Origin of the sequence: Pedobacter panaciterrae (assembly GCF_013204795.1) — a bacterium.
In the GTDB taxonomy this organism is placed as follows: Bacteria; Bacteroidota; Bacteroidia; order Sphingobacteriales; family Sphingobacteriaceae; genus Pedobacter; species Pedobacter panaciterrae.
The window spans coordinates 46,730-71,422 of record NZ_JABMKW010000020.1 but is presented as its reverse complement, the minus strand read 5'-3'; the positions used below and the strand labels follow the sequence as shown (position 1 = coordinate 71,422).

The window sequence follows — 24,693 nt, the reverse complement described above, 5'->3', positions numbered from 1 at the left end:
TTATGGGCATTGCTTTTGAATTGCTTCAGTAAATTCTTTGGTGATAGGCCTTCCTCCCAGTTTCTTGCATTCATTATAATATTTCAGGGCATTTTTACAATCCTGCTTCATAAAGTACACTGCCGATAACTTAAATAAAGTATTTTGATTTTTAGGATCTATCTTATACGACTGGATTAATAAATCAACAGCGGCAGACAAATCCTTGGGATTGTTGCTGTTAGGAAATCTGGCGTAATAGATTGTTGCTTTATCAGTAAGTAAGTTTGAGCTATTAGGATTCAAACTCAGTCCCTCATTCAATTGTTCCATCGCTTTTTCATGATCTCCCAGTGTAAAATAAACAGCAGAAAATCCCCAGAATACATTTTCATTTTTAGGTTCCAGTAACCAGGCCTGATTAAACCTGTACATTGCTGTTCTAACATCACCTTTATAAAGATGATCAAAACCCAGTTTTATAAGTATCTCTGCACCTTTATGGTGGTTACCTTGTTGCTTCACATAATCGTCTATAAGCTGTTGATCTGCTTCTTTTTGAGAGTCCGTTTTAACAGCATCTCCAAACTTGGGATTTAACCTGATATTAGTTTGCGCTTCTTTTTTCCAATCCTCATAACTGATTGCTTTACCAGGTAATTCTGAGTTGGCATTTGCAGGCTGCTGTGCGTAATTACATGAAGTAATTGATAATGAAATTAGAGCTATTATTAGAAGTTGTTTCATTAAGAGATGCGTTGAATTGCTATTTGTTAAAAAAAACTATTCTTATAGAACAAGATAGGAACTATTTTCTTACTTTAACAATTGCTTATAGCAATCAGAACCGAACATACAATATGGCCAAATACGTCTCTCTCATTTTAACCAGATTCCTTTTTTTATTTTGCATCCTTTTTGTTTTATGCTTTAATAACGGGGCTTTTCCATTCCTATATTATATCCAGAAGTTCAGTATACCTGCGCTGCAGTCTTTTATCCCCTGGTTTGCTCAAAAATATTTGAGCCTTTCTTACCAAATCACCACTTTCACCAATGGTAGTGGAGATACCACTTACGACTACGTGTTACTTCTTTGTGTCTTCCTTGTTTCTTTCTTTGGAACAATTATATGGTCGGCCTTAGACAGAGATAGAAAAAGCCATGATCAGCTATTCTACTGGATTATAGTAGTGTGTAGGTTTTATGTTGGTTTTATGCTTGTCCATTATGGAATTGCAAAACTTAATGATGGACAATTTCCATCATTATACTTAAGCCAACTTACAACAACTTATGGAGATTCTTCTCCGATGGGTTTGGCATGGAGATTTTTAGGTTTTTCTGATGGTTACAAATGGTTTATGTTTACAGCAGAAATGATGGGTGTCTTATTGTTTTTCAGAAAAACAGCAACCATTGGTGCTTTTTTATGTCTGATGACTTCAGCGAATATTATGGCCATTAACTACTTCTATGATGTCCCGGTAAAGTTGCTGAGTACAGCTCTTGTTTTGATGTGCTTAATTATCCTTTCTCCTAATATTAGGATTTTGTTTAAGTTCTTTTTTAAGGGAGAACTGGTAAGACTAAATCTATTAAAGGCTCCTGTTTTTAAAGCAAAATGGGCCAGAATTTCTAAAATAGTACTGAAGTATGCTGCAGTGTTACTCTATGCAGCAATTCCGTTATTTACCGCGTTAAACATAGCCCTAATTAGCAAAAAGACGAATAACAAGCCCGTAGTTTATGGCGCTTATGATATAGAGGAGATAAAATCAGAAAAGAACGAGCCGCTTCCCGACACCTCTTTTTTGAGTCGAAAATTGGAACTAGTGGCATTTGACAGAAATGACTATGCAGTTATCAAATATAACGGAACTGAAACGGCATGGTGTACTTATAAAGTACTTCAAACATCAAAGACTCTGGACATATCATTTACTGATAATCCAAAAGTTACCTACAAGCTAAATTACCAATTTCCAGACAGCAATAAATTGATTCTTAAAGGCAATTTATTTGGTACGCCTGCTACAATTACTTTGAAGAGAAAGAAGTATCAGCTTGCTGAACGACCATTTCGATGGATTAGTGAACATCCGTACAATAGATAAATATTCATTAGAACATTTCAACAATTCTCGGAACCGGAGAAAATTTCAGTTAAATTTGCTGTATGAGTAATGGCGGTTCTTCTAATTCAATTTTCGACAAGGTTTTATCTTTTATTGACTATACCAATCAGAATATTTTTCTGACAGGAAAGGCTGGAACCGGAAAAACAACCCTGCTTAAGCGGATTAAGGCGAGTAGCTCAAAAAAAATGGCCGTGGTTGCTCCTACTGGGGTTGCAGCAATGAATGCCAAGGGAACCACAATCAATTCCTTTTTTCAATTGCCTCCAGGCTCCTTTTTCCCGGGTGATATTAGTTTAGAGAACCTGCAATCTGGAATACTTTCTATTCAATCTATGGTTTCTGATTTAAGCTATACCAGAGATAAGATAAATCTATTTAATGAACTGGAACTACTTGTTATTGATGAGGTTTCGATGGTACGTTGCGACTTGCTGGATGTAATTGATGCAATACTAAGATCGGTTAGAAAAAATACCATGCCTTTTGGTGGGGTTCAACTCCTGCTAATTGGAGATTTATATCAACTACCACCGGTTACTAAAAGAGAAGATTGGGCGTTTCTAAGTAGAGCATACCCATCGCCTTATTTCTTTGATGCGCTTGTAATCCGCAGAAACCCACTTTTACAAATAGAGCTTACCACAGTATTCCGACAAACTGAACCTGAATTCATTAATATTCTGAATGATATCAGAAACAATCAGATTAGTGAAAGCAGTTTGGATCTGTTAAACAAAAGATACGACCCTCAATTCAGCTCTACTGATGACTTAAATCCGATTATCATCACCTCACATAATGCTGAGGCTAATACAATTAACAAAGAAAAGTTAGATGAGTTAACCGGTGAAGAGTATACTTTTGAGGGAGAGGTAAGCGGAGAGTTTAGAGATCTGGGCTTGCAGGCAGAGCAGACCTTAAAACTTAAAGAAGGTGCCCAGATCATGTTCATAAAAAACGACACAGGTGATAATCGGAAATTCTATAACGGAAAGATCGGAAAGGTTAAGTCTGTTAAAGATGGTGAGATCTATATCTCTTTTCCGCAGGAGGATGATTTGTTATTGGAAAAATCTTCATGGCAATCTTTTGAATATAAAGCTGATCCTGAACAGGCCATTGTACAACAGCAAGTTGGGGAATTTTCCCAATATCCGATTAAATTGGCCTGGGCCGTTACAATTCATAAAAGTCAGGGATTAACATTCGACAATGCAATAATTGATGCCGGAAAATCATTTGTTGCCGGTCAGGTTTATGTTGCTTTGAGTCGTGTTAGAACACTAAACGGACTTATTTTAAAATCAAAGATCAGTACTGAAAGTTTAAGGTCAAATACGGAGGTGATCAATTACATGAAACCCGCTAATGAAGATGACTTAGAGCACATTTTAATTACTGAACAGGAAAGATTCATTCTTCAGGTAGTATTAAACCATTTTTCGCTAAACCGTGTGCTTAGCGGATTGGAAACAATCAGTTCAAACTCTGAGATCGTTAAATCGCACCTGCCAGAATTTAAATCTTTGCTTGCTCAATTGAATAAATCGGTTAAAGACCTTATGATCTTGTCTGAAAAGTTTCAGACCCAGGTGAAGCAGTTACATAAGCAAGCAGGTTTTAAAGATCAACAAGTGTTGCAGGATAGAATTGAATCTGCGTTGGCCTATTTCAGTAAGGAAATCACTATTCAGCTCCTAAATCCTGTAAACAAAAACATCAGGATTAAACCGAAAAACAAAATCCAACAGCAAATACAACACTTACTCCAAAAGTACAGGCAAATAATTGAAGCAAGAGTTTCGCAAATGCAATTCGGTTCTGGATTATTAAAAGAGCCAGTTAAACCCGAAGATTATATTGCCTGGATTGATAAACATAAGACCAAGCCCAATACTAAACCAGGCTCTTCCTCGGTAGAGCCTACAGTTACATTACAACTATTTTAAACTTCGGTTTAACCTAAATATGTCTACATCATCACTCCCCGTTTTATTGGTTACTGTTATATTGCTGATTGCAATGATGGGGATATGTGTTTGGGCAAAAAAACTAACGTTCCCTGCAGCGCTTACCGCGGGTTTAATTGGTTTCTTTGTATTTGCAGGTATAGGAGAAACCGGGATACTAATGCTTGTTACCTTTTTTATTCTTGGCGTATCGGCTACGGCTCACAAAAAACAACTGAAGGCAAAATACCATCCGGAAATTCTGGATAACAATGGGAGAAATGCCGGACAAGTATTTGCAAATGGAGGAGTTGCGGGGTTAACAGGCATTTTGGCAATTGTTGACCATCATCATTCAGACCTATATGTTTTAATGGCAGCTGCCAGTCTAGCCTCTGCCCTTGCCGATACCCTATCTTCTGAACTGGGTATGGTGTACGGGCGCAGATTTTATAACATCCTGACCTTTAAAAGAGAAGCTAATGGTTTGGATGGAGTTGTAAGTTTAGAAGGAACCCTTATAGGTACATGCGGTGCGTCTATAATAGGCTTAATTTACGCTGGTTTTAATAAAATGAGCCTCATTGTGATCGGTGCAGGAATACTTGGCAATCTGACAGATTCGATACTCGGAGCTACCTTTGAACGCAAAAACTACATGAGCAATGATGTGGTAAATTTTCTGAATACGCTTGTAGCATCCTTATTGGCGATAATGGTCTATTACATATTTAATTTTCCATAACTTAGCGGCCACAATTAAAATCGTTATGGCAGTATTACATAGAAAAGAAGAGAAAATTGAAGCAGTATTGAGTAAACTTCCAAAAGATTACACAGACAAAGATTTTGTAGATATGTTTATTAAGCTCTACTCTAAAGATTGGGGTAAAATTAAAGCCAATTATATCAAACAAAATCAAGATAAGGAACCTGGCACTGTAGTTAAAATGCCTAAGCCAGAACTTTATTTAAAGAATTTACTGACTACATTTCTTGAAAACAACTAATGGAAAAGATGACGGTCTATAAAAGCTTTTTATCGTCCGTCATAAACACTCTGGTACTTTCAACATACTCACCACCTTTAGAATCCTTGTACTTTAAATTAATATAAAAAGCTCTATAACCTGAATCAGGATACTGCTCTAAAGTATTTATCTCTGATTTAGGTTTAACATCCAGCTTTCTGGCTTCCCATTTATCATTTCGAAAATCCAGATCCGGCGAATCAGCATGCCATACGGTAACATCAATTAATTTATCTGCTGTAGTTTTAATGCTAACCTTTACTCCTTGATCACTTTGAGAGGATTTCCATATGCAAACCGGATAAGGCGATTTTGACATGGTGAGTCCAAAGAACGAGCTTAGGGTAGTCATGGCCTCTTTACCGTCACCAAGCCCATGCCCCACATTTGGCACATAATGAATTAAGTTTTGACCAGGAATACTGTCGTAATAATTCTTGATATTGTCTATTGGCCAATATTCATCATTGGTGCCCATTACGATCATTTTAGGCATAGTTAGTGATTTACGGTACGAATATGGATCAATCATGGTAGCCAGGTCATTGCTGCTCCCGGTACCCAGATCCTGTACAAGACCTAGTTTAACGTAATCCTCTATCTGGATGCTATAATCTTTCCAAACCTTGATTTGATAGTTCATACTTACCGGCATGTTCAGCATATCGATCACCATTGGTGCAATTGCGGTTACCCGTTTATCAGAAGCTCCGGTAAGCCAGGTTGTCCAGCCACGTTTGGATGCCCCCGATACAACAAAACGGTTAATACTATGATGTAGTTTTTGTTTAGAAAATTCCTGAACAGCATCCATCGCTCTTTTTGCAGATTTAACCATTGGGAATAACAATGGCCAGCTGTAATCGCCATCTTTTTTGTAATTATGAAGTGTGTATGATATTAAAGCATCTTCAGTTAAATTATTATAAAGAGGTTGATTCGGTGCCTGCTTGAGTATGGCAACCACAGCTTTGTTTTCTTTTGCTATTGCACTAAAACTTTTAACCAGGCCATCGCCTTTATCACTCCAATTTGGCATGCCTTCTTTATTTATACTTCCACCGGTAATAAACAACAAAGCTCCGTCGTACTTATTTTCTTTTGGAACGATTATGCTAAGTTGGTGGGTCCAGGTGTATTCTCTCCACTTTTGCGAAGTAAGCAGAATACTGTATACTTTCACTTCATCAAGATCATAAGAGTCTTTTACTTCCCATTTGTAGGTGTTATCACCATTATTCAGGTAATGTGATAAAGCGTTAACGGGAGTGATTTCAACTGGTGATGTTGTTGTTTGGGCTTGAACAAGCAAAGTTATCAAGCACAAGAAGAGCGTAGAAGCCGTACCTAATTTTCGAGACATTTTCTTTTTTTAGGAACTAATATAGCAAATATTTAACGGGTTTCTATTTAACGGTTTGGGCTAGCGGATAGCCTTTATTGATCCATTCAGTTTTTAAATTAACTGTTAAATTTAACAAATATGCTTTCGTGAACTTTTGCTCATTTAACGCTTTAAAAGCAGGCCTGATGTTAGGGCATTTATCCATTGGACAGCAGCCGCAATACACTACTATCATTTCATTTTTTGGAAGTCCTTTTATTACTTTAGTTAGCTTTTCTACATTTTGTTTCTCACTGGCAGCGCCAAGGTGTGTAGCACCTTTTATATCTTCAACAACACCAATGTTATAAATACGGATTTTCTGCCCTTTTTCGATCATATTTGCCAGAACAGAAGGCTCCATAAGTTGACTCTTAGTCCAGGGATTGTTCTGTAACTGAGCAGACGGGATTTGTTGTGCTTTAGAAATATTTGAATTGGCAACAAAGATTAACAAAACAGCTATCGTTTTTAAAAGTAAGTTTTTCATGAAATTTGAATTATGTGGCAATTTAATGATTACTGTTGTAAACTTCGCGATTAATGATCTGCGGCATTACTTTGTTACTTAATGCGGCAATCAGGTTATCTGCAGCCATAACGGCCATCTTGTCCCTGGTTTCTTCAGTTGCAGAACCAATATGTGGCAGCACACAAACATTCGGTAAATTAAGCAAGGGATTATCTTTATCCATAGGTTCGGGATTGGTAACATCCAGACCCGCTCCCCATATGGTTTTATTTTGAATTGCGTTAATCAGATCGGCTTCATTGTGTAAGCCTCCCCTTGCTGTATTGATAAACAAAGCACTGCGCTTCATTTTCTCGAACGCAGATCCATTGAATAAATTCTTGGTTTCGTTTGAAAGATTGGCATGAACAGACAATACATCACTTTCGGCTAATAGCTGATCAAAAGAAACATATTTTGCGTCCAATATTTCCTCTGCTTCAGTATTGCGATTTCTATTGTGATAAATGACATTCATCTCGTATGCTGCCTTAGCCTTTTTAGCAAGCTCTACCCCGATCCTCCCCAAACCAAAAACACCAAGTGTTTTGCCTTTTAATTCTATTCCTAAATTTGTGGTGGGCTCAAAAAACGACCAACCACCGCGTTCAATTCTTTTATGCATCTGAAAAGCATTACGGGATACCGCGAGCATCAAGAGAAAGGCCACATCTGAGGTGGCATTACTAAGTACATCAGGAGTATTGCTAACAGGTATTTTATAAGAGGTTGCTGCTTCAATATCTACGTTATCATACCCAACACTCATCAATGCTACAGCTTTCAGGTGACTGCACTCCTCAAAAAAGTGAGCATTTAATTTGTTAGATCCTGCACTTAGCAGAGCATCATTATTTTTGCAAAGCTCAATTAGCTCTTTCTGTGGCAAGGACCTTTTTTCCGTATAAATAGTCAGTTTATAACCTGCTTCTTCGAGTAATTGAATTCCCCGTTGAGGTATTTTTCTTGTTATTAAAACTTTAATCATGTATTTCGCAAAAATTTAAACTGGAATTATAAACACGCTCCAATATAACAAACGATTAATAGTTTTAATTTATTTGTTCCATAACAAAATACTTGCTTGGTAAGCTGACCTTATATCTCTACTTTTAGAAATAGATAATCTTATTTGAATAGTCACAACACTTAAGCCAATACAATACACTATGAGCACAACCTGGAATGATGAGGATTTAAAAGAAATGGCTAGCCAACTAAGCTCACCAAAGGGTGATAATGGAATAAAAACCGGCGAAAGAATGGCTATTTCAAATGAAAATATGATTGCCAGGACCATACAGCAACTGGACATAAAAGCGAATGATCATGTTTTAGAAATCGGTCAGGGCAATGGAAGCCATGTAAATTCCATCATCACCAAATCAACAGGAGTTCATTATTTTGGTATTGACATCTCTGAAACTATGATTGAGGAGGCAACAAGAATAAATCGAGCGTTTGTTGATAAGAATGTTGTTTCGTTTGAATTATCTAATGGCCATGACATTGATTTCCAAAGCGGTTCATTTGATAAAATATTTACGGTAAATACCATTTATTTTTGGGAAACCCCCGATGTTTACGCTAAGGAAATTTACAGGGTATTAAAACCAGGCGGCAGTTTCAGCATCGGCTTTGCCGACAAAGACTTCATGAAAAAACTTCCTTTTACAAAATGGAAGTTTCGGCTATATGACAAGGAAACCGTTTCAGAAACACTCATTAAAGCTGGTTTTTCCATTGCTAAAATTACTCAGGAGAAAGAGAACATTAAAGGTAGCCTTGGAGATTTTATAGAACGAGACATTATAATCATAACAGCAAAAAAACTTTAAATAAAAAACACAAGATTAACTACTCTCTAATGAAACAAACAATCATTTTTATACTATTCACCCTGTTTTGTACTGGTGTAAATGCTCAGGAAACTTTTACCATATCTGGAACAGTAACAAATGCCAAAGCTGAACAAATTGAGGCCGCCACAATATTTATTGACGGATCTCAAAAATCAACAACAACCAATACTAAAGGCGAATTTAAATTTTCCGGTATTGTGCCTGGTACTTATCAGGTTGTGGTTAATATGTTGGGTTACGGCTCAATAAAACAAAATGCAGTTGTTTTAGAAAAATCGGTTGTTCTCAATTTCACATTAGAGGAAAAACAAATCATTTTAGACGAAGTGATTATTGGCGATAACAATCAGCGCAAGAATTTTCTAAAAACATTCACAAAATATTTCATGGGAGAATCTAAAAATGCAAAAGAATGCAAGATATTGAATACAGATATCATTGATTTCTCTACAGAAAAGGCTATTTTAAAAGCCAATTCGCGTGATTTTCTGATCATAGAAAACCGAAAACTTGGATATCGTATTAAATACTTACTGAGGAAATTTCAATACAATAAAACAGCTGATGCAACGATCTATGATGGAGAATCTATTTTTGAAGATATTAAGGGCTCAAATGAAGAGCAGCAGACCTGGAAAGCAAATAGAAAAATGGCATATGAAGGATCGCTCATGCACTATTTAAGAGCGCTTTATAAAAACAAAACTCAGGAGGAAGGCTTCCTTACGCATGTTATAAAAAACGTTGATTTTCCATTAATGATAGATCCAACTCCAGTGTACACAGAACAGCTTATTGAACGCGCAGACAGCAATTTTATCACCTTTAAATATAAAAAGCGACTCTATACCGTTTATGATAAGAAAAAAGTGGCATCCCTTGCCCCATCAAAAGGAAGCTGGGAAATCATAGAGATGGACGAAACCGGATCTGTTTTACAACTGGATGCGCAGGTTGATGTTAGAGGTAGCTATGCAGGATACAAAAACCTATTGATCCAGGGATTTTGGGGTCGTAAACGTATAGCAGATCAGCTTCCGCTGGAATATGATCCGGATACGCAATAATAATAAGTATTTAAATACGAATCGTATTCTTTCGTTCAACAGAAATATCAGAGCCCTCGGCGAGCATTACCGATACAGGTTGCTGCTGTGTAAGAAAACTAAAATTCTGTCCATATACCAATCCAAAATCAACAGCGATATTAAAGCTTTTTACTTTGTATTGGGCCCACTTAGGATGTTTTACCTCATATTCGTTAGTTTTTTCTGAGCTATATCTTGCATATCCCCAGTAGTGGCCTGTAATAAATTCGGTTTCGCTTCCCGTCTGGATTTCTGAAAGGGCTTTGTTTGCCGTTACACTAAAACTTTGCCATTGATTGTTATACCGCCACTTATATTCTACATAACGATCTTCTTCATTTTCCTTTATACAGTGACTCATTGGCATTGCCTCATAGTTTTCGTTATAAATAGCATTGGCTACTATTGATAATGCAAATTTTGGCACTATCTCCTTAATAAATACCACACCCCTTTTTACGACTCCATTATCGTTATACCTGACATAGAACCGAAGGTTTATCTCTTCAAAGTTTGCATGAAAGGGAATACTGAACCCCAACAGCTTTGTGTTTTTAAACAGAAAGCCGATTAAGCTTACATAACAGGTATCATTCCATAAATCCAGCTCTGTGCCAGCCGGCAAATAGGGAATAAGTAAATTCTTATCAATAGCATAATTAGCTATAGCTAGCTTTCGCCACTCAGCGGTTAAAAAACTCATTATGCAAAATACAAAATATTATAATCAAACATTTAATATACAAGGCTGTTGTATAAAATAAATTAAAGAGATAGCCATGAACAAAACAATAGCATTAGTAATGATAATCCTTGGCGTTGTTATGCTGATTTGGACAGGATTTACCTACACCAAAAAAGAAAAGTTGATTGATGCCGGCCCTATTCAGATTTCGGCAGACAGGGAAAAAAGTGTAAACTGGCCTCCATACATCGGTGGTGTAGTTTTGATTGCAGGGGTGGTTATTTTACTAACCTCAAAAAGATCAAAATAGGTTGGCTTGAAGTATCAATTAAAGAATATATGAATATATTTTTAATAAATTGCTGTTTTTCAATAAATTAAATGTACATTTGAAAATAATTAAATTACAATATAATGCAACAAGGAACAGTAAAGTTTTTCAATGAGACAAAAGGTTTTGGATTTATCGTGCCAGCTAATGGCGATAGCGAAATCTTTGTACACTCTTCAGGCTTAATCGATAGCATTCGTGAGAATGATTCAGTAAGCTATGACGTTGAGCAAGGTAAAAAAGGCTTAAACGCAATTAATGTTAAGATCAGTTAATCAACTCATTTTATAAATTAAAGAAAAGCATCCCTTAAAAGGATGCTTTTTTTGTTTCCAATGATTTTGTTCTGAGTCATTAATGAACCTGTTCAAATAAGCCTTTATCGTTTCTTTTTAATAAAATTTAAATAAACGGATAATAATACTGCTGCGATAAAGCATGAAGCTGTGGCAATATCAACAAATGTGGAAGATACATCCCCCCCGGTCACTTTATCGACAAAATACTTTATGAAAGAGTTTGGCAAATTGGTTTCGCCCAGCTTTTCCTTTAGTTGCCACTGCCAATCAGTTATTGGGCAATAACCGAGTCCAAACCAGATACCTAATATCAGCCATGAGCCGGCTGTTAATAGTACAAAAACAAAATGAAGTGCTCTTGTCTTTCTCCAAATCCATCCTACCAGGTTAAATCCAATAATGATTAAGTGTAATGCTGTAAAAAACCAATCCAGAAACAAGTACATACGATATATTTAAGTCTAAACAAATGTGTCCTACTGAGTCTCTTTTTCCACACTAAATTCCATAATTGTATTGTTGAGCACTTTGAGTCGCTTTGTCCATAAAAGGAATAACCAGCGCAATTGCACCAGGGATACAGCAATAACTCCAGCCAACAAAACGTATTTGCCTGTTGTAAAGTTTATATTATAAGTAAAAAAGACTAGAAAACCTGTGATTAGGAAAGCCCTGGAAGAGATTGATACCGTTGCATAAACCTTAATTTTTGACAGGTATCTTTCTAATGATGACTTGATTGTGCCTCCATTAATAAGGTTTTTTGAAAAATTGTAGCCCAAAACATTATGAATAAGTGCAAAAATCATAGATACAACGAGTAATATATTGATTGCAATGGGCTTTTGATCGCCGTCAAACATGGTATAATAGCAAAGCAAAAATACCGACCATCCGATTATCTCTATTGTAAATTGCTTTCTGATGCCCTTAAGCACCGGGTGTTTGCTTTCGATAAGCATTGAGCTCAGTTCTTTATTCGTTTTAACTGGCGTTTGTACAGCATTCCATGCTAATTTAAGTGGATCAGTTTCCATAATTATCTGATTAAAAGTTTTTGGATTTTGAGTTTTACTCGATTGAGCTTAACCCCTACGTTGTTTTCATTTATGCCAATTATTTCAGCAATTTGCCTATAACTAAGGTCGTCAAGGTAAAGGGCAACAATAGCCCTTTCACTTTCGTTAAGTTGTTTTAACGTTGCAAACAAGCTTTCTTGCCGAATGGCATATTCTTCATCTACCTCGTCATCAGGCAAATCCGGCAACACTTGATGATATTCAACATCAAGTCTTTTTTTCCGAAACGAAGCAATTGCGGTATTGAGCGCAATACGGTACATCCATGTACTTACCTTTGCTTCCCTTTTAAATGAAGGAAAGGACTTCCATAGTTGATAGGTGATTTCCTGAAAAAGATCTTCCCGATCTTCCTTACTATCACGATATAATCTGCAAATCTTATGGATGATACCCTGATGTTCCTGAATCAGTACTAAAAAGGGCTGCTCATCCATAGATTAATAATTAAATACATATTTCTTCAATTTCTCAATAGGTTGCAGAAACCGAAGAAAACTTACATTATCCGTAGAATCAATACATCTTATACTCAAAAGTATATCTAAAGGTTCCTGCACTTTCGCCAGATTCAAATGTAGCCTCCGTTAACAAAGTTACAGGAAAGTCATCATCATCGTAAGTGAATGTATTTTTTTGCCGAAGTTCCGCGCCGTTTGGATACTTTATAACTGAAGCAAGCAAATCATTAGGTGAAAACCTGTCAAAGGTCTCTATTCCATTTATGTATTTTAATCGTGAATTAAAATACATGCTTTTTTTAGTTCCAAAAGTAGATTCCTTTATGATAAATACATCCGTTTGACTATCATACCCGACAATATTATCTCCAGCATACCGATAAAATCGCTTTTGTGCCACAGTGCCAGATTCATTTACGTGAACTTCGGTAATCTTATCTCCGGTATAAATATTCCCGAGCGTGACCCCTCCTTTTAATTCCCCATCGGTATAAAATTTCCTGACTATTTGTTTTGGTTTTCCATCAGCATACGAAAATTCCGAAAGATTTCTCTTATTACCGAACTTTGTATCTATGCTAAATAGCTCATCACCATGATAGGTATATGTCGTAAATTCTTTTCCGGCCCAGCTAATTGTACTTATCCTCTTTTTCTCATCATAAGTATAGATCGTAAATTTTGTGGTTGGTGTTGGAAATCCACTTACCTCTATTATTCTGGACAATAATTTAACAGGAGTTTGCTCAGGCTCATCAGATCCTGATTTTTTTTTACATGTTACCAGCAATAAAGATACAGCAACAATTAGGAGCGTCAATTGCTTTTTCATTATTTAAATATTTGGTTATCATAAATATACAAAAAAAGCTACTTTTTCAATTGTTCAAAATAGAACACTCCTTTTTTGTTTCCAATAACAATATCTATGAGTTTATCCTTATTCATATCTTGAGTTACAACTTGCAGGCCTATCCCGGAATTGTCGTCGATCTGATGAGGAATCCAAGAGGGAATTTTTCCCGGCTTATATTCAAACCAATATAAAACAGCAGGCTCTTCTTCGCCCGGATCGTGTCCATTGTGTGCGTAAAAGCGCTTTCCAGTTACCAGATCAGGATGACCATCCCGATTCATATCTATCAGTGCAAGGCCATGGGTTTGTGAAAATGATTTAAAAATCTCATGACGTGTCCAAGCTGTATTCCCCTGACTATCTTTTACCTGTTCATGCCACCAAATTCCGTAATTATGAGAAGAAGCACTAATAACATCCACATCGCCATCGCCATCCAAATCCATTGCATACATTTGAGAGCAATCATCGCCAAAATTTGCTGGATGCCATGTCCAGTCAGAGGCAGTACGGTCAACCGGGGCCTCCCACCATCCATCTTTAATAAACACATCAGCCCGGCCATCTTTATTGATATCTGCAAAGCCCAAACCATGGGTAAACTGGTGAGTTCCCCTGTCTTTTACATCGCTTATAACATGTACCGTCCATGTAGTATCACCCTTTAAAACTGGCGCCTTTAACCAAACTACTTTATTCCCCTTGGAATCTGCACATAACAGATCTGTTCTTCCATCTCCGTCAACATCTACAAAGCGAGGCGATTCATTTCCTACAGATGAATACAGCGTTCTCATTTTCCAGTGTCCGTCTTTATTCTTTGGATTCTCATACCAAACGGCGGGTTCTCCCGGAAAATCGACCCGAATAATGTCTAACCAACCATCCTGATTTACGTCCATTGTGTGGTTTAGAAATGAATTACTATAAGCGTTTTTCCAATCAAACTTTTTAGGTTCATCAATTTCATGTTGTTTCCAATCAGGTGCTTCGAACCAGTAAGCTCCGGCAATGATGTCCATTTTACCATCTTTATTCAAATCACCTACGGCTGAACCTTCTGAGATAAATTCATTAGTTAGCGTATGCTTTTTAAAATGTATTTCTTTTACATTTTTACTTTTCACCTGTGCTGACCCTGTATTACTAAGCAATGAAATACCAGCTACTAAACATGCAATTAGTGGTCTGTTTATATTCTTCATTTTATTTTTTTATATGGATAATTCTATTCTTTTACACTTAACAAATATTTAAGCAATGCATCAAAATCCTTTTTGGCAATCGTTTTACTAAATTGATCTGGCATTAGCGTATATTTGGAAGGTTTTCTTTCTTTAATTTCATTTTTAGGAATGGAAAATTCCTGCCCACCAGGGTTTGCAAACACCAATACTTCACCCTCTTCTCTGCGATACAAACCGGTTAACACCTTCCCGTTTGTTAAAACTATATTATATGTTCTAAAGGCTTGTGAAATATTGCGATTTGGATCCAATACCTTTTCTGTTAAGGCCTTTTGGCCCCAGTTTCCAATACCATCGAGCTGTGGGCCTATCATGCCGCCATTTCCTTTTATCTGGTGACACATGCTGCAATTCTGCATAAACATTGCTTTACCGGATTCTAGAGTTACAGTTGTAGGATCAAAGTCTAACAATCGGGATGCTATCAGCTGTTTCCGTGCTTCGCTCTCTGAGGCCTGACCTAAGCTCATTTGATCTATTTGTTTCTGTTGTTTTGAGCTAATATTTGCAGCAAGCCCCTCTTTTACTGGCAATTCAGATAAAAGATCGAATTTTACATCACCTTGTTTAACAGATGTTAAAAGGTAATCAATACCTTTTTCAGAGTTGACCAATATAGTTGCAATTGCAAGCTGTAAGCTGCGTTGACTTCCCTCAAAACCTTTTTGTAATAAGACGTATCGGTTCTCAGAATTATCCTGACCAATTACCTGAGCAATTTTTTCTTTCAACAACTGCCCCTCATCAAGACTTAAAAATATCTCTGAGATTAGTGCTTTATGCTTGGCAGGGTTTAAGTTCATCAAAGCCATTGCAGCCGCAGCCCGTGTCTTGTAATCGGCCCAGCGCGCTTTTGCTAACATTTCCATTTCTGGTTCCAGCTCCCTTACCTTGTAATCGCTTACAATTTCAGCAGCCAAAGTATAGCGTGCTGCAGTTTCCGCCACCCCTTTATCCGGGATATTTAAAACTGCAGGTATTAATCCCCCAATCCCAACAGATCCGGTCTTAGTGCTATCAACAACTTCAAGAAATGCCATTTGCCCTTTATAAGGCTCTAAATTGAACTTTACAGATTTCATAAGTTCTTTAGCTTCCATTTTAGCATTAAACACTGCACGATAAGAGGCAATTACCTTTTTAGATTTAGCCAGACGAATTCGAACAGTATTTTTTGAAATACCTATTTTAGATTCAGTGTTATGTACATCGTTGTCAAATACACTAAGTGCTAAAGATGAGGGTAAAGCAAAATCAGGTGAAACAAGTATGCCAGTTGGAGGATAGCCATTAATCTCGCTCCAGATTACTTTAAGAGCAGGTAATTCTGCAATAATTGCATGATTTATTGTTGACCAAGGATTTATGGGATCGCCGGTTTGTTCTAGTGGTTTATTACTCCAGAGGTTAGATGTAGCGGAGATGTTTTTTAATGACTTTTGGGCCAGGGTGATTCCCCAGCTTTTCATTGACGGTGTTAATTTACCCCCCCGTTGCCGTAAACCCTGCTGCATGGTATTGAACAATGCATACTGCCCATCAAGATCATCAGAAAACTTTTTCTGGATAAACTCAATAGGTTGCGTCAGGTTTTCGGCATCCATATAACGACCAATATATTCTAAATTAGAAACCAATTCTTTATGTGATAAATTATGGTTTTGCAGATATCTCATCGCAAATAGTGCAGCCTCTTTAGACGGCACATCCAAAATAACTTTGATCAATACTTTTAACTGTTCTTCATTCCAGTTCTGAGCAAGAACATTTTTCATTACTTCAGTATTCTTTAAGTTATCTCTTACAGCCAATAGAACAGTATATTTCAAATGACTATCCTGTTCACCAGCGCCAGCGTAAACCGACAGTAAAGCCTTAACCGCTACCGCTTTTGGATATTTACCCAACACCTCTGACGCAACACGCTGTACATGTGTACTTGTATCCTTTAATGCATTTAATGCCTTTTCCTGATATTTTAATGGAATTGCTGTTTTCTCCGCAAGTATTCTAAATGCATGCACTCTAATCACCGCATCGTTATGATTAAGTGCCTTATCTAAAACCCCGTCCTGTAAAGCCTTTAAACGAAACAAAATCCACAAAGTCTGAACATAGGACCTTGAATCGGTTTTGGATGATTTAAGTTTATCGGTTAACTGATCAACTGCCTTTACCCCATACCCTTCAACAATTTGATTGGCAATCATCATTCTTAGATTAAGTTGAGGATGGTTTAAGTTTTTAATCAATTCAGCAAGGCTGGCTTTTGACCAATCTTTAAGCTTATTATCTTTATGTTTCTTATCGCCTTTATAAGTTATTTTCCAGATCCTTCCACTTTGACGGTCTCTGAGCGGATGGTCCAGAGGTACCTCATAATGCCCGATAATACGGTTATAGAAATCGGCAATATATAAAGCACCATCAGGCCCTGTTTTAATGTTAACGGGCCTGAACCATGGATCGGAACTGATTAAGAAATCCTCCTGACGCTTCGCTTCGGGTGATGAACCGGTAAAAGACATTGTATTTCTATTGATCCGGCAGGTAACCACATCTCCTGAATAAAAACTGTTTCGGTATTCTTGGGGAAATTGCTCTCCGGAATAATAAACCAGACCAGATAACGCTGTTGATCCAAGTTCATAACTCATCATTTCGGGAGCAAAGCCCATGGCTGGCGACTTCTTACCAAAATGAGGATATTCCGCTCCTCTAATCAATTGATAAATTGGCTTAGAATGGCAATCAACTGAATACAGATACCCCCATTCATCGAATGTATAGCCAAAAGGATTCACCCTACCATATGAAGTTTGCTCTACCCTACTTCCATCAGGCTGAAAACGAAATGTATTTCCTGAAACCATGGTAATGGAATCTCCATCAGTACCTGCAATTGTTGAAGTATTGGTAAACCCATGGCAAGCATAGATCCATCCGTCGAACCCCCTTATAAAGTTATTGACCATCCCATGTGTATCCTGGTGACCAAATTCACCTAGAATTACTTTTTTTTCATCTGATTTCCAATCTCCATTTAAATCAGTAAACTGGTAAATATTTGGGATACTAAAGGCAATAGCGCCTTTCTGAACCGGTATTACACCAATTGGTATATTTAGATTTTCTGCAAATGGTATGAATTTATCGGCCTTCCCATCTCCATCTGAGTCTTCAAGTATGGTTATTTTATCATGCCCTTTTGCCGGAGCTGCTGCCATTGGATATTCTGATGACTGTGTGACCCATAGCCGACCTTTTTCATCAAACTCCATGTTTATTGGTTTTCCTATGTCGGGTTCAGATGCATAAAGTGTAATTTCGAATCCCGGAGGTAATTTAAATCCGGCACGCTCCTGCTCAGGTGTCTGAAATTCAGTGGTACGGATATGCTCTGCAAACTGCTTTTGATCAGGGTCGGTTATTCCCTTCACATTCCTCTGACTTGTCTTTTTTGACATGTTGCACCCAGAGGAAGCAAGCAGAAGGCAGAGCATTAAAATGCTCTGTTTCAGTCTCATTTGTGTTTAGTTTGCTTCAAATTACAATTATATATTCATTTACCAAAGGCATAGAAACAAAAAAGCTGTCCATAATGCACGATTGTGCTTTATGGACAGCTTCCTATTCAAATTATTACAGTCTGAAAGAAATTCCCAGATTGACAGAATAATCCGCAAAGGCTGCATCCCCGTTTACAAATGTTGTAGCAGTTGAGCGCGCCCTGTCGGTAACACTTTGAGTTCTTTTTCTGTATACCGCTGCAGGTACCGAAGCATAAATATTTATTTTGCTTAGCTGATAAGTAAGACTTGGTTCAACTGAAATAACATATCCTGGTCTGCGGAAATCTCCACTTCCACCAATAACGTCATGAATTGGAATACCTTCAATTCGTCCACCTGCAGAAACGACTAATTTATTCAAAGCATAGTTGGCTCCTAACCTTGCCATAAACTGATCTGGAACACTGCTAATTGCCTCGTTAGCCAATGCTGGGCTAACTAACTCGCGATAAGTTCTTACTCCATTATTCTGACGTGGATTACTTAAATAAAAAGCATTAGCATACAAACCAAGGTTGTTTTTTATGTTAGCAAATGAATTAATTTCAAGGGTTAAACCTGTTCCTCCATCGCCCAATTGAATTGACTGATCTACGGTACGTAATTCTGGTTTTTTACCAGGACCAACATTTTGCCAGTAATCCTTATAATCATAAACACCTGTCGCAAATTTAATCCCCAATCCTACTTGAACATTTGCTTTTGGACTGGTTGCAGGATTGAACAACCAGCGATAAGCTGCAACCCTAATGTCACCCAATCCAAATGAGTGCATACTATGTCTTTCGTCATTAAGATTTGGCGGCGCATTATGCTCATACTTGGAGGATCTGGCATTGGAGATAATAGGAACATCTATCATTGCAGACCAACGACTGTTGAATACTCGGATCAGGGAAAGATCAGTAGCAAACTGATGGTTGATCACTTCGTTTCCAGCCTTAATCCTCTCTTTTTGATAAACATCGCCTTTGAAATGCTTATTTGACATAAAATATCGGGTATTGATATTCAAAACCCAACTTCCACCATCAGATGTTAGCGAGCTATCAGGATGTTCGGTCATTGCACAAATCCCTCCGGTGCTTCGGATTGCTACACATCCCTGGGAAAAAACTTTAGCGGTGATTAAAACAATAGCGAGCGTGGTAAAGATTTTTTTCATAATTGATTTTTAGGTTAAAAATTTAGTTTGTTTGGTTTATTTTTAAGATTGTTTGGCTTTCAATTTCGAGATGACCAATTCCCCAACACCAAAGCCAGTGGTCATTCCGTTTTCTATAGCATCCATGAAATGGATACCACCCCAATACCTACTCATTGCTCCTTCTTTTGCAGCCGCTTTAAATGAGGTGAATTTTCTGGATGGCAGGCCATATTTCTCTTCAACATCATCAGTATAATGGTAATTATCACCAAAATAGTGGGTCAGTATAACAGAAGAAGTAGCGGAAATACAAGAATGCCCGCTTAGATATTCCGGAAATGGCGGGGTTTGTAGCAATGGTTTCCATTTGGGATCAATATAGCTCCTAATGGCGGTTTCTGGTCGTATCCTATTACTTCTGAATTTCTCGTCCCAACAACTAATGAAGCTATCTGTTAAACCAACAGACACCATGGTATATACTTCTAAAGATTTAGAGAAACTAAACTTCGATTGCTTACATGCAATTCCTGCTATACCTATCCAGTGTGCTCCCGGAGAGATCTTCTTCATGCCGGTTAACAAATGTCCATCACTTTTTAATGCAAAAGGATTGCAATCCCAAAATGCGGCTATCGCTCTATGTTCTGGTGTTAGCCCTGCCCCTCCCTCTACATAATTACCTAACATCAATTTATAAAACGCCGAATTTTTATCCTTAGAAAAAGGGACAGGAGGTGCTGGTTTAAATTGAGAGCAGGAATCTAGTGTAAACGGACGTATGGTATTAAAATACGGCTCAACCGGTGGGAAATAAGCAGGTGGAGTTGGATACCAGCTACCTTCTATATTTAGAGGTGTATAGCGGGGATAGTTACTGATCTTGTTATACTTATCTGCCTTGGCATATCCTAATATCTGTTTACTTACTTGCTGTGCATATAATTTAGAATTCTCAATAACATTGTTAGAAAATCCTATTTTTTTACAGGAGTCTAAAAATGATTGCTCATATTTTTCAAACAAACTTCCGGATGGCTGCATTTTTTTTGCTGTCGCAATCATAGCCAATATTGCGCTTAACTGATAAGAATAGCTTCCGGGAACAGATGGCTTAATAATTTCCGGATAGTCATTCAATATCCCCTTCATCGAAATACAATTGGAGTCATTTTGTACAACTACCTCATAACCAGAAAGACTTGCATAAGTAAAAAATCGGGCAGCAAGCGGAGGATTTGTTACGTCATGGATCATTAGTGAAGTCATTTCATCCAGGACTTTAGCAATATCCTTATTACTAAGCTCCGGTGATTTTTCATTGTTGCGGCATGCGGCGAAGCATATTACGCACAAACTAAAAAACAATAGTTTTCTCATATAAATAATAATAGTTCTATTTTCCTTTTAACTGATAGGCCTTTGCACCCTGCTGATTAATACCAAAGACAATCGTATTGTTAATCTCGATTACACTTCTAACATCCCCTTGTAACTTAAATCCGGATATATACTGAGGTATATAGCTAAAACTACCCTTACCATTGCCTTTTAACAGTACTCCATAATTAGCATCGTATTTTCCGAAACGAAGTCGGGCCTGATTCATATTACCACACAATAGCAGGTCATTATGACCATCTGCATCATAATCAATAGAAGTAATGGTATAAACCGGAGCCATTTGTGCTTCAACGGGTAAATCCCTTTCATGAAAACGCCCGTCGGTTCCACTCTGAAAATAGGTAGTTTTAAGACAGTTGGCCTTTAAATATTTAGCATCCTTTAATTCATCTGCTGTAAATACATCTTTCAATGTCGCATCAGCATAGCTTGTATAATTTGAGAACCGTGGCCTCATTATGCTCATTTGATCTAATAATTCATCCCTGGTTATATAAGGGAAGCTTTTTCCCTTCAGATAAAAACATAGAATAGGATCAATGGCACCATTACCATCAAAATCTTTATAATACATTTCTGCAGGTTCTTTATCGCTGACTTTGCATTGACTATTTAAACCGAGATTTCCAACAATTAAATCTGGTTTGCCGTCTTCGTTAAAATCACCAACCTGAAGTTTATTCCACCAGCCACTGTATTCTTTATCAAAATAACTTTTGGTTTTATTTACTAATTTTCCGCTTGTATTAATGAATGCATTAACCGGCATCCACTCTCCTACAGTAACCAAATCGGGTTTTTTATCACCGTTTAAATCTATCCATGCAGCGTCAGTAATCATCCCACCTTGATTTAATTCAGGACAAATAAGGCTTAACTGATCTGTAAAATGACCTTTTCCATCGTTTATTAAAAGATAACTCTTTGGGGCTTCGGGATAAAGACCCGGGATCACCCGACCTCCAACAAAAACATCTAAATGTCCATCTCCGTTAAAGTCTGCTACACGCGCACAGCTTTTGCTTACATGCATTTCGGGAAGCGTACCGGTTGATTTTAAAAGATTCCCCTTTCCATCATTCATATACAAGCGATCTTGCAATAATGGATCGGCAACATTAAAACCATGATATCCACCGCTTACAACATACAGATCGGTAAAACCGTCACCGTTCGCATCAAAAAATACTGCGTCTGCATCTTCACTATCCTTATCACCCTCAAAAGGCTTTTGATTTTTAATAAACTTGCCATTTTTCTGCTGGATATATAATACACCAGGTTCATTCTTATTTCCACCAACATAAACATCTTCCAGACCATCTTTATTTACATCGCCTTTTGCCATGCAAGGACCAGCAAAAGATTGTGGATTGGTCATTAATGGCTGACGTTTGAAGTCATTGATGCCATTCTTACTTTTAACAAAATCTACCGGGGATATTACTTCCTTAAACAATGCAGGTTTTATACCCGGCGGAGTGTAATTCCCTAAAGCATCCTTTTCATTTAACAGCAATAACTGATCGGCCTTAACTTTGGCCAAAACTTGTTTTTTACCACTTTGCCAAACCACTGATATGGAGTCAATTGTGTTTTTCTTACCTAATCCAAAATGTAAGATTGGCGAAACGCTGGATAAATAACCCCTGGAAGGCATTTGCTCTAAAGACTGAAGCTTACCATCTGAATAGATGGTAACTTTAGCCCCTATACCTACGGTATTCTGTTTTAATCCGGCTAGTTTTATTTTAAGATAATGAGTGGTCGAGTCTCCCTGATTCTGATAAATAAAGGCGGGTTTATTTATATTATTAATGATCAGATCCAGATCACCGTCATTATCAAGATCAGCATATGCTGCCCCACTACTATTTGATGGAACATCTATCCCCCAATCAAAACACTTATTTGCAAAATCAAAACCACCTTTATTTTTATAGATATAGTTCTTTACATCAGAAGACGGCAATTTGCTCAGCATATCTAAAATATGACGGGGTTCAACATCCCCATTTATGCTGTTGAAATAATTGGCATTATATTTTACCACGTCCATATTGGTAAAATCATGAAGGTACCCATTGGTTACAAAAAGATCCTTCCAGCCATCATTATCAAAGTCGGCAAATAAAGGTGCCCAGCTCCAGTCAGTATTGGAAACACCTGCCAGTTGGCCTACCTCGCTAAATGTTCCGTTACCATTGTTTATATGAAGCATATTGCGCATATATTGATAATACAAGCCATTGCGTAAATTCAGATCGAAAAACTCATAGTTATCAAATCCCTGGAGCAGTTTTTGGCGATGATTATCTTCGGGAATCATATCAAGGGTATATATATCCATTAACCCATCATTATTTATGTCCACAACATTATTGCCCATTGAATACATAGAAATATGCCGAAGATTTGACGTCAATTGATCAGTGAATGTCCCATCTCTATTGTTGATATATAAACGATCTTGTATAGAATAGTCGTTTGAAACATATATGTCTGGCCATCCATCTCCATTTACGTCCGAGGTAGCCGCGGCCAATCCATATGACAATACTGAACTATGTAAGCCTGCCTTAAGGGTAACATCTTTAAAATGCCCTCCTTCGTTTCTAAACAATTTGGTTCCAGACAAGCTATCTGGAGTTTTTTGAAGTTCCTGAATAGTAATATCATCAAGCTCGGTAAGTACCCTAATGTTCTCATTTACCAGTAACATGTCAAGATCCCCATCTTTATCGTAATCAAAAAAATAGGATTGTGTACTGTAAGAAGAATCTGCCACTCCGTAGATTTCGGCCTCTTCTTTAAATTGAGGAATGCCCTTTTCTGTTAGCCCTTTATTAATAAACAGTTGATTTTTTCTGTTCTCGCCAGGATATTTACCTGAATAACATATATAGATGTCCAACAACCCGTCGCCATTAACATCGGCCATATTGACTCCGTTTTTCCATCCCTCTGTTCTACCTGTAACGTCAGCGATAGCTGTCACATCCTCAAACTTCATATTACCCCTGTTCAGGTAGAGTTTATTCGATGTCATGTTACCGGAAAAATAGATATCCTCCAGTCCATCATTATTTAAATCTCCTATAGAAACACCAGAGCCATTATAAAAAGCCGGGTAGTTAAAAACATTTCGTTCGAAGGTTTCTTTGATATTATTTGCAAAAAGAATATTGGTTTGTGCAGAATCCAACAATTTAAACAAAGGATTTTCGGCGACTGCATTTGCTGCATCTTTTGTGGATTGCTTACAAGCCGAAAACATTAAAATAAAAATAATTGGATAGTAAAGTCTCTTCATACTTTCGTTATCAAAGTGCACCACAAAATGCCTGAACATGCCAAAGGCACATAAAATTTCATACAATTACACATGGTTATAATTTGGTTAGTTTGGTTTTCTGCTTAACAAAGTTAACTTACACTAACATATTCTTGTGAGTATAAAGGAAAATCGATATAGCATTAATAAAGTTATAACATTTATATATTACTTTGTAATAAAATTAATACTTTGTTTTAAACAACTGATAAATAGACAATTAAAATAACGTAACACAATAATCACAATCTAAAATAATTTATTCATTAATAATTTAAAGTAAACGGAAGCTTAGACAGGCTGGATTTCTGCATGAAGATGATTAAATTAAAT

At 37.2% G+C, this 24,693-nt stretch carries 22 protein-coding genes; 8 read left to right on the top strand and 14 right to left on the bottom strand.

What is annotated here, in order from left to right; genetic code table 11:
• The gene (locus HQN86_RS19110) at window positions 1–726 is read right to left on the bottom strand and encodes a tetratricopeptide repeat protein (protein WP_172662494.1); all 726 of its coding nucleotides are present in this window, start codon (window positions 724–726) and stop codon (window positions 1–3) included.
• Here HQN86_RS19110 and HQN86_RS19105 point away from each other — a divergent pair.
• The 4 genes from HQN86_RS19105 to HQN86_RS19090 all read left to right on the top strand — a co-directional run bounded on the left by HQN86_RS19105 (window position 693) and on the right by HQN86_RS19090 (window position 5,079).
• Window positions 693–2,096 (top strand): hypothetical protein, encoded by a 1,404-nt coding sequence (locus tag HQN86_RS19105; protein WP_172662493.1) that lies wholly within the window; start codon window positions 693–695, stop codon window positions 2,094–2,096. The two genes, HQN86_RS19110 and HQN86_RS19105, sit on opposite strands and share 34 nt — an antisense overlap.
• A gap of 62 nt (window positions 2,097–2,158) precedes the next feature.
• On the top strand, window positions 2,159–4,069 hold the full coding sequence (locus tag HQN86_RS19100) for an ATP-dependent DNA helicase (RefSeq protein ID WP_172662492.1): 1,911 nt from the start codon (window positions 2,159–2,161) through the stop codon (window positions 4,067–4,069).
• A 19-nt stretch (window positions 4,070–4,088) separates the two neighbouring features.
• Entirely contained in the window at window positions 4,089–4,814 is a 726-nt protein-coding gene (locus HQN86_RS19095; RefSeq protein ID WP_172662491.1) for a DUF92 domain-containing protein, read from the top strand.
• A gap of 25 nt (window positions 4,815–4,839) precedes the next feature.
• Window positions 4,840–5,079, top strand: a complete 240-nt coding sequence (locus HQN86_RS19090; RefSeq protein ID WP_172662490.1) for a hypothetical protein — start codon at window positions 4,840–4,842, stop codon at window positions 5,077–5,079.
• Window positions 5,080–5,095: 16 nt separating this feature from the next.
• Here HQN86_RS19090 and HQN86_RS19085 read toward each other — a convergent pair whose 3' ends face one another.
• Genes HQN86_RS19085 through HQN86_RS19075 form a run of 3 tightly spaced genes read right to left on the bottom strand, consistent with a single transcriptional unit; the run spans window position 5,096 to window position 7,983 of the window.
• Entirely contained in the window at window positions 5,096–6,463 is a 1,368-nt protein-coding gene (locus HQN86_RS19085) for a PhoPQ-activated pathogenicity-related family protein (protein WP_172662489.1), read from the bottom strand.
• Between the two features lie 43 nt (window positions 6,464–6,506).
• Window positions 6,507–6,974 carry a rhodanese-like domain-containing protein gene (locus HQN86_RS19080; RefSeq protein WP_172662488.1) on the bottom strand — a complete coding sequence of 156 codons (468 nt, stop codon included), beginning with the start codon at window positions 6,972–6,974 and terminating at the stop codon, window positions 6,507–6,509.
• 22 nt (window positions 6,975–6,996) lie between these two features.
• A complete protein-coding gene (locus HQN86_RS19075) occupies window positions 6,997–7,983 on the bottom strand; it encodes a 2-hydroxyacid dehydrogenase (protein ID WP_216854455.1) in 987 nt (328 codons plus the stop codon).
• 181 nt (window positions 7,984–8,164) lie between these two features.
• Here HQN86_RS19075 and HQN86_RS19070 point away from each other — a divergent pair, with 181 nt between their 5' ends.
• Window positions 8,165–8,833, top strand: coding sequence for a class I SAM-dependent methyltransferase (locus HQN86_RS19070; RefSeq protein ID WP_172662487.1), 669 nt, complete (start codon window positions 8,165–8,167; stop codon window positions 8,831–8,833).
• Window positions 8,834–8,862: 29 nt separating this feature from the next.
• Window positions 8,863–9,924, top strand: coding sequence for a carboxypeptidase-like regulatory domain-containing protein (locus HQN86_RS19065; protein ID WP_172662486.1), 1,062 nt, complete (start codon window positions 8,863–8,865; stop codon window positions 9,922–9,924).
• A 10-nt stretch (window positions 9,925–9,934) separates the two neighbouring features.
• Here the strand turns inward: HQN86_RS19065 and HQN86_RS19060 are convergent, their stop codons facing one another.
• Window positions 9,935–10,648: a YqjF family protein gene (locus HQN86_RS19060; protein ID WP_172662485.1), complete on the bottom strand. Its 714-nt coding sequence runs from the start codon at window positions 10,646–10,648 to the stop codon at window positions 9,935–9,937.
• A 76-nt stretch (window positions 10,649–10,724) separates the two neighbouring features.
• Here HQN86_RS19060 and HQN86_RS19055 point away from each other — a divergent pair, with 76 nt between their 5' ends.
• Both HQN86_RS19055 and HQN86_RS19050 read left to right on the top strand, forming a co-directional pair.
• The gene (locus HQN86_RS19055) at window positions 10,725–10,940 is read left to right on the top strand and encodes a hypothetical protein (RefSeq protein ID WP_172662484.1); all 216 of its coding nucleotides are present in this window, start codon (window positions 10,725–10,727) and stop codon (window positions 10,938–10,940) included.
• 104 nt (window positions 10,941–11,044) lie between these two features.
• Window positions 11,045–11,236 (top strand): cold-shock protein, encoded by a 192-nt coding sequence (locus HQN86_RS19050; RefSeq protein WP_012780707.1) that lies wholly within the window; start codon window positions 11,045–11,047, stop codon window positions 11,234–11,236.
• A 104-nt stretch (window positions 11,237–11,340) separates the two neighbouring features.
• Here HQN86_RS19050 and HQN86_RS19045 read toward each other — a convergent pair whose 3' ends face one another.
• The 9 genes from HQN86_RS19045 to HQN86_RS19005 form a co-directional block, all read right to left on the bottom strand.
• Entirely contained in the window at window positions 11,341–11,706 is a 366-nt protein-coding gene (locus HQN86_RS19045; RefSeq protein WP_172662483.1) for a DUF2784 domain-containing protein, read from the bottom strand.
• Between the two features lie 30 nt (window positions 11,707–11,736).
• Window positions 11,737–12,297 (bottom strand): hypothetical protein, encoded by a 561-nt coding sequence (locus HQN86_RS19040; RefSeq protein ID WP_172662482.1) that lies wholly within the window; start codon window positions 12,295–12,297, stop codon window positions 11,737–11,739.
• 2 nt (window positions 12,298–12,299) lie between these two features.
• Window positions 12,300–12,776 (bottom strand): RNA polymerase sigma factor, encoded by a 477-nt coding sequence (locus HQN86_RS19035; RefSeq protein WP_172662481.1) that lies wholly within the window; start codon window positions 12,774–12,776, stop codon window positions 12,300–12,302.
• Between the two features lie 79 nt (window positions 12,777–12,855).
• Window positions 12,856–13,632: a hypothetical protein gene (locus HQN86_RS19030; protein WP_172662480.1), complete on the bottom strand. Its 777-nt coding sequence runs from the start codon at window positions 13,630–13,632 to the stop codon at window positions 12,856–12,858.
• A 38-nt stretch (window positions 13,633–13,670) separates the two neighbouring features.
• Window positions 13,671–14,861, bottom strand: coding sequence for an FG-GAP-like repeat-containing protein (locus tag HQN86_RS19025; protein WP_172662479.1), 1,191 nt, complete (start codon window positions 14,859–14,861; stop codon window positions 13,671–13,673).
• A gap of 23 nt (window positions 14,862–14,884) precedes the next feature.
• Window positions 14,885–18,430 carry a PVC-type heme-binding CxxCH protein gene (locus tag HQN86_RS19020; RefSeq protein ID WP_172662478.1) on the bottom strand — a complete coding sequence of 1,182 codons (3,546 nt, stop codon included), beginning with the start codon at window positions 18,428–18,430 and terminating at the stop codon, window positions 14,885–14,887.
• Window positions 18,431–18,545: 115 nt separating this feature from the next.
• A complete protein-coding gene (locus HQN86_RS19015) occupies window positions 18,546–19,640 on the bottom strand; it encodes a hypothetical protein (protein ID WP_172662477.1) in 1,095 nt (364 codons plus the stop codon).
• 42 nt (window positions 19,641–19,682) lie between these two features.
• Window positions 19,683–21,002 carry a vanadium-dependent haloperoxidase gene (locus tag HQN86_RS19010; protein WP_172662476.1) on the bottom strand — a complete coding sequence of 440 codons (1,320 nt, stop codon included), beginning with the start codon at window positions 21,000–21,002 and terminating at the stop codon, window positions 19,683–19,685.
• Window positions 21,003–21,018: 16 nt separating this feature from the next.
• Window positions 21,019–24,339: a VCBS repeat-containing protein gene (locus HQN86_RS19005; RefSeq protein WP_172662475.1), complete on the bottom strand. Its 3,321-nt coding sequence runs from the start codon at window positions 24,337–24,339 to the stop codon at window positions 21,019–21,021.
• Window positions 24,340–24,693 lie beyond the last annotated feature (354 nt).

Coding starts and splice junctions, on each gene's coding strand:
- HQN86_RS19105 (WP_172662493.1), top strand. CDS start 693: ATGAAATTAGAGCTATTATTAGAAGTTGTTTCATTAAGAGATGCGTTG.
- HQN86_RS19110 (WP_172662494.1), bottom strand. CDS start 726: ATGAAACAACTTCTAATAATAGCTCTAATTTCATTATCAATTACTTCA.
- HQN86_RS19100 (WP_172662492.1), top strand. CDS start 2,159: ATGAGTAATGGCGGTTCTTCTAATTCAATTTTCGACAAGGTTTTATCT.
- HQN86_RS19095 (WP_172662491.1), top strand. CDS start 4,089: ATGTCTACATCATCACTCCCCGTTTTATTGGTTACTGTTATATTGCTG.
- HQN86_RS19090 (WP_172662490.1), top strand. CDS start 4,840: ATGGCAGTATTACATAGAAAAGAAGAGAAAATTGAAGCAGTATTGAGT.
- HQN86_RS19085 (WP_172662489.1), bottom strand. CDS start 6,463: ATGTCTCGAAAATTAGGTACGGCTTCTACGCTCTTCTTGTGCTTGATA.
- HQN86_RS19080 (WP_172662488.1), bottom strand. CDS start 6,974: ATGAAAAACTTACTTTTAAAAACGATAGCTGTTTTGTTAATCTTTGTT.
- HQN86_RS19075 (WP_216854455.1), bottom strand. CDS start 7,983: ATGATTAAAGTTTTAATAACAAGAAAAATACCTCAACGGGGAATTCAA.
- HQN86_RS19070 (WP_172662487.1), top strand. CDS start 8,165: ATGAGCACAACCTGGAATGATGAGGATTTAAAAGAAATGGCTAGCCAA.
- HQN86_RS19065 (WP_172662486.1), top strand. CDS start 8,863: ATGAAACAAACAATCATTTTTATACTATTCACCCTGTTTTGTACTGGT.
- HQN86_RS19060 (WP_172662485.1), bottom strand. CDS start 10,648: ATGAGTTTTTTAACCGCTGAGTGGCGAAAGCTAGCTATAGCTAATTAT.
- HQN86_RS19055 (WP_172662484.1), top strand. CDS start 10,725: ATGAACAAAACAATAGCATTAGTAATGATAATCCTTGGCGTTGTTATG.
- HQN86_RS19050 (WP_012780707.1), top strand. CDS start 11,045: ATGCAACAAGGAACAGTAAAGTTTTTCAATGAGACAAAAGGTTTTGGA.
- HQN86_RS19045 (WP_172662483.1), bottom strand. CDS start 11,706: ATGTACTTGTTTCTGGATTGGTTTTTTACAGCATTACACTTAATCATT.
- HQN86_RS19040 (WP_172662482.1), bottom strand. CDS start 12,297: ATGGAAACTGATCCACTTAAATTAGCATGGAATGCTGTACAAACGCCA.
- HQN86_RS19035 (WP_172662481.1), bottom strand. CDS start 12,776: ATGGATGAGCAGCCCTTTTTAGTACTGATTCAGGAACATCAGGGTATC.
- HQN86_RS19030 (WP_172662480.1), bottom strand. CDS start 13,632: ATGAAAAAGCAATTGACGCTCCTAATTGTTGCTGTATCTTTATTGCTG.
- HQN86_RS19025 (WP_172662479.1), bottom strand. CDS start 14,861: ATGAAGAATATAAACAGACCACTAATTGCATGTTTAGTAGCTGGTATT.
- HQN86_RS19020 (WP_172662478.1), bottom strand. CDS start 18,430: ATGAGACTGAAACAGAGCATTTTAATGCTCTGCCTTCTGCTTGCTTCC.
- HQN86_RS19015 (WP_172662477.1), bottom strand. CDS start 19,640: ATGAAAAAAATCTTTACCACGCTCGCTATTGTTTTAATCACCGCTAAA.
- HQN86_RS19010 (WP_172662476.1), bottom strand. CDS start 21,002: ATGAGAAAACTATTGTTTTTTAGTTTGTGCGTAATATGCTTCGCCGCA.
- HQN86_RS19005 (WP_172662475.1), bottom strand. CDS start 24,339: ATGAAGAGACTTTACTATCCAATTATTTTTATTTTAATGTTTTCGGCT.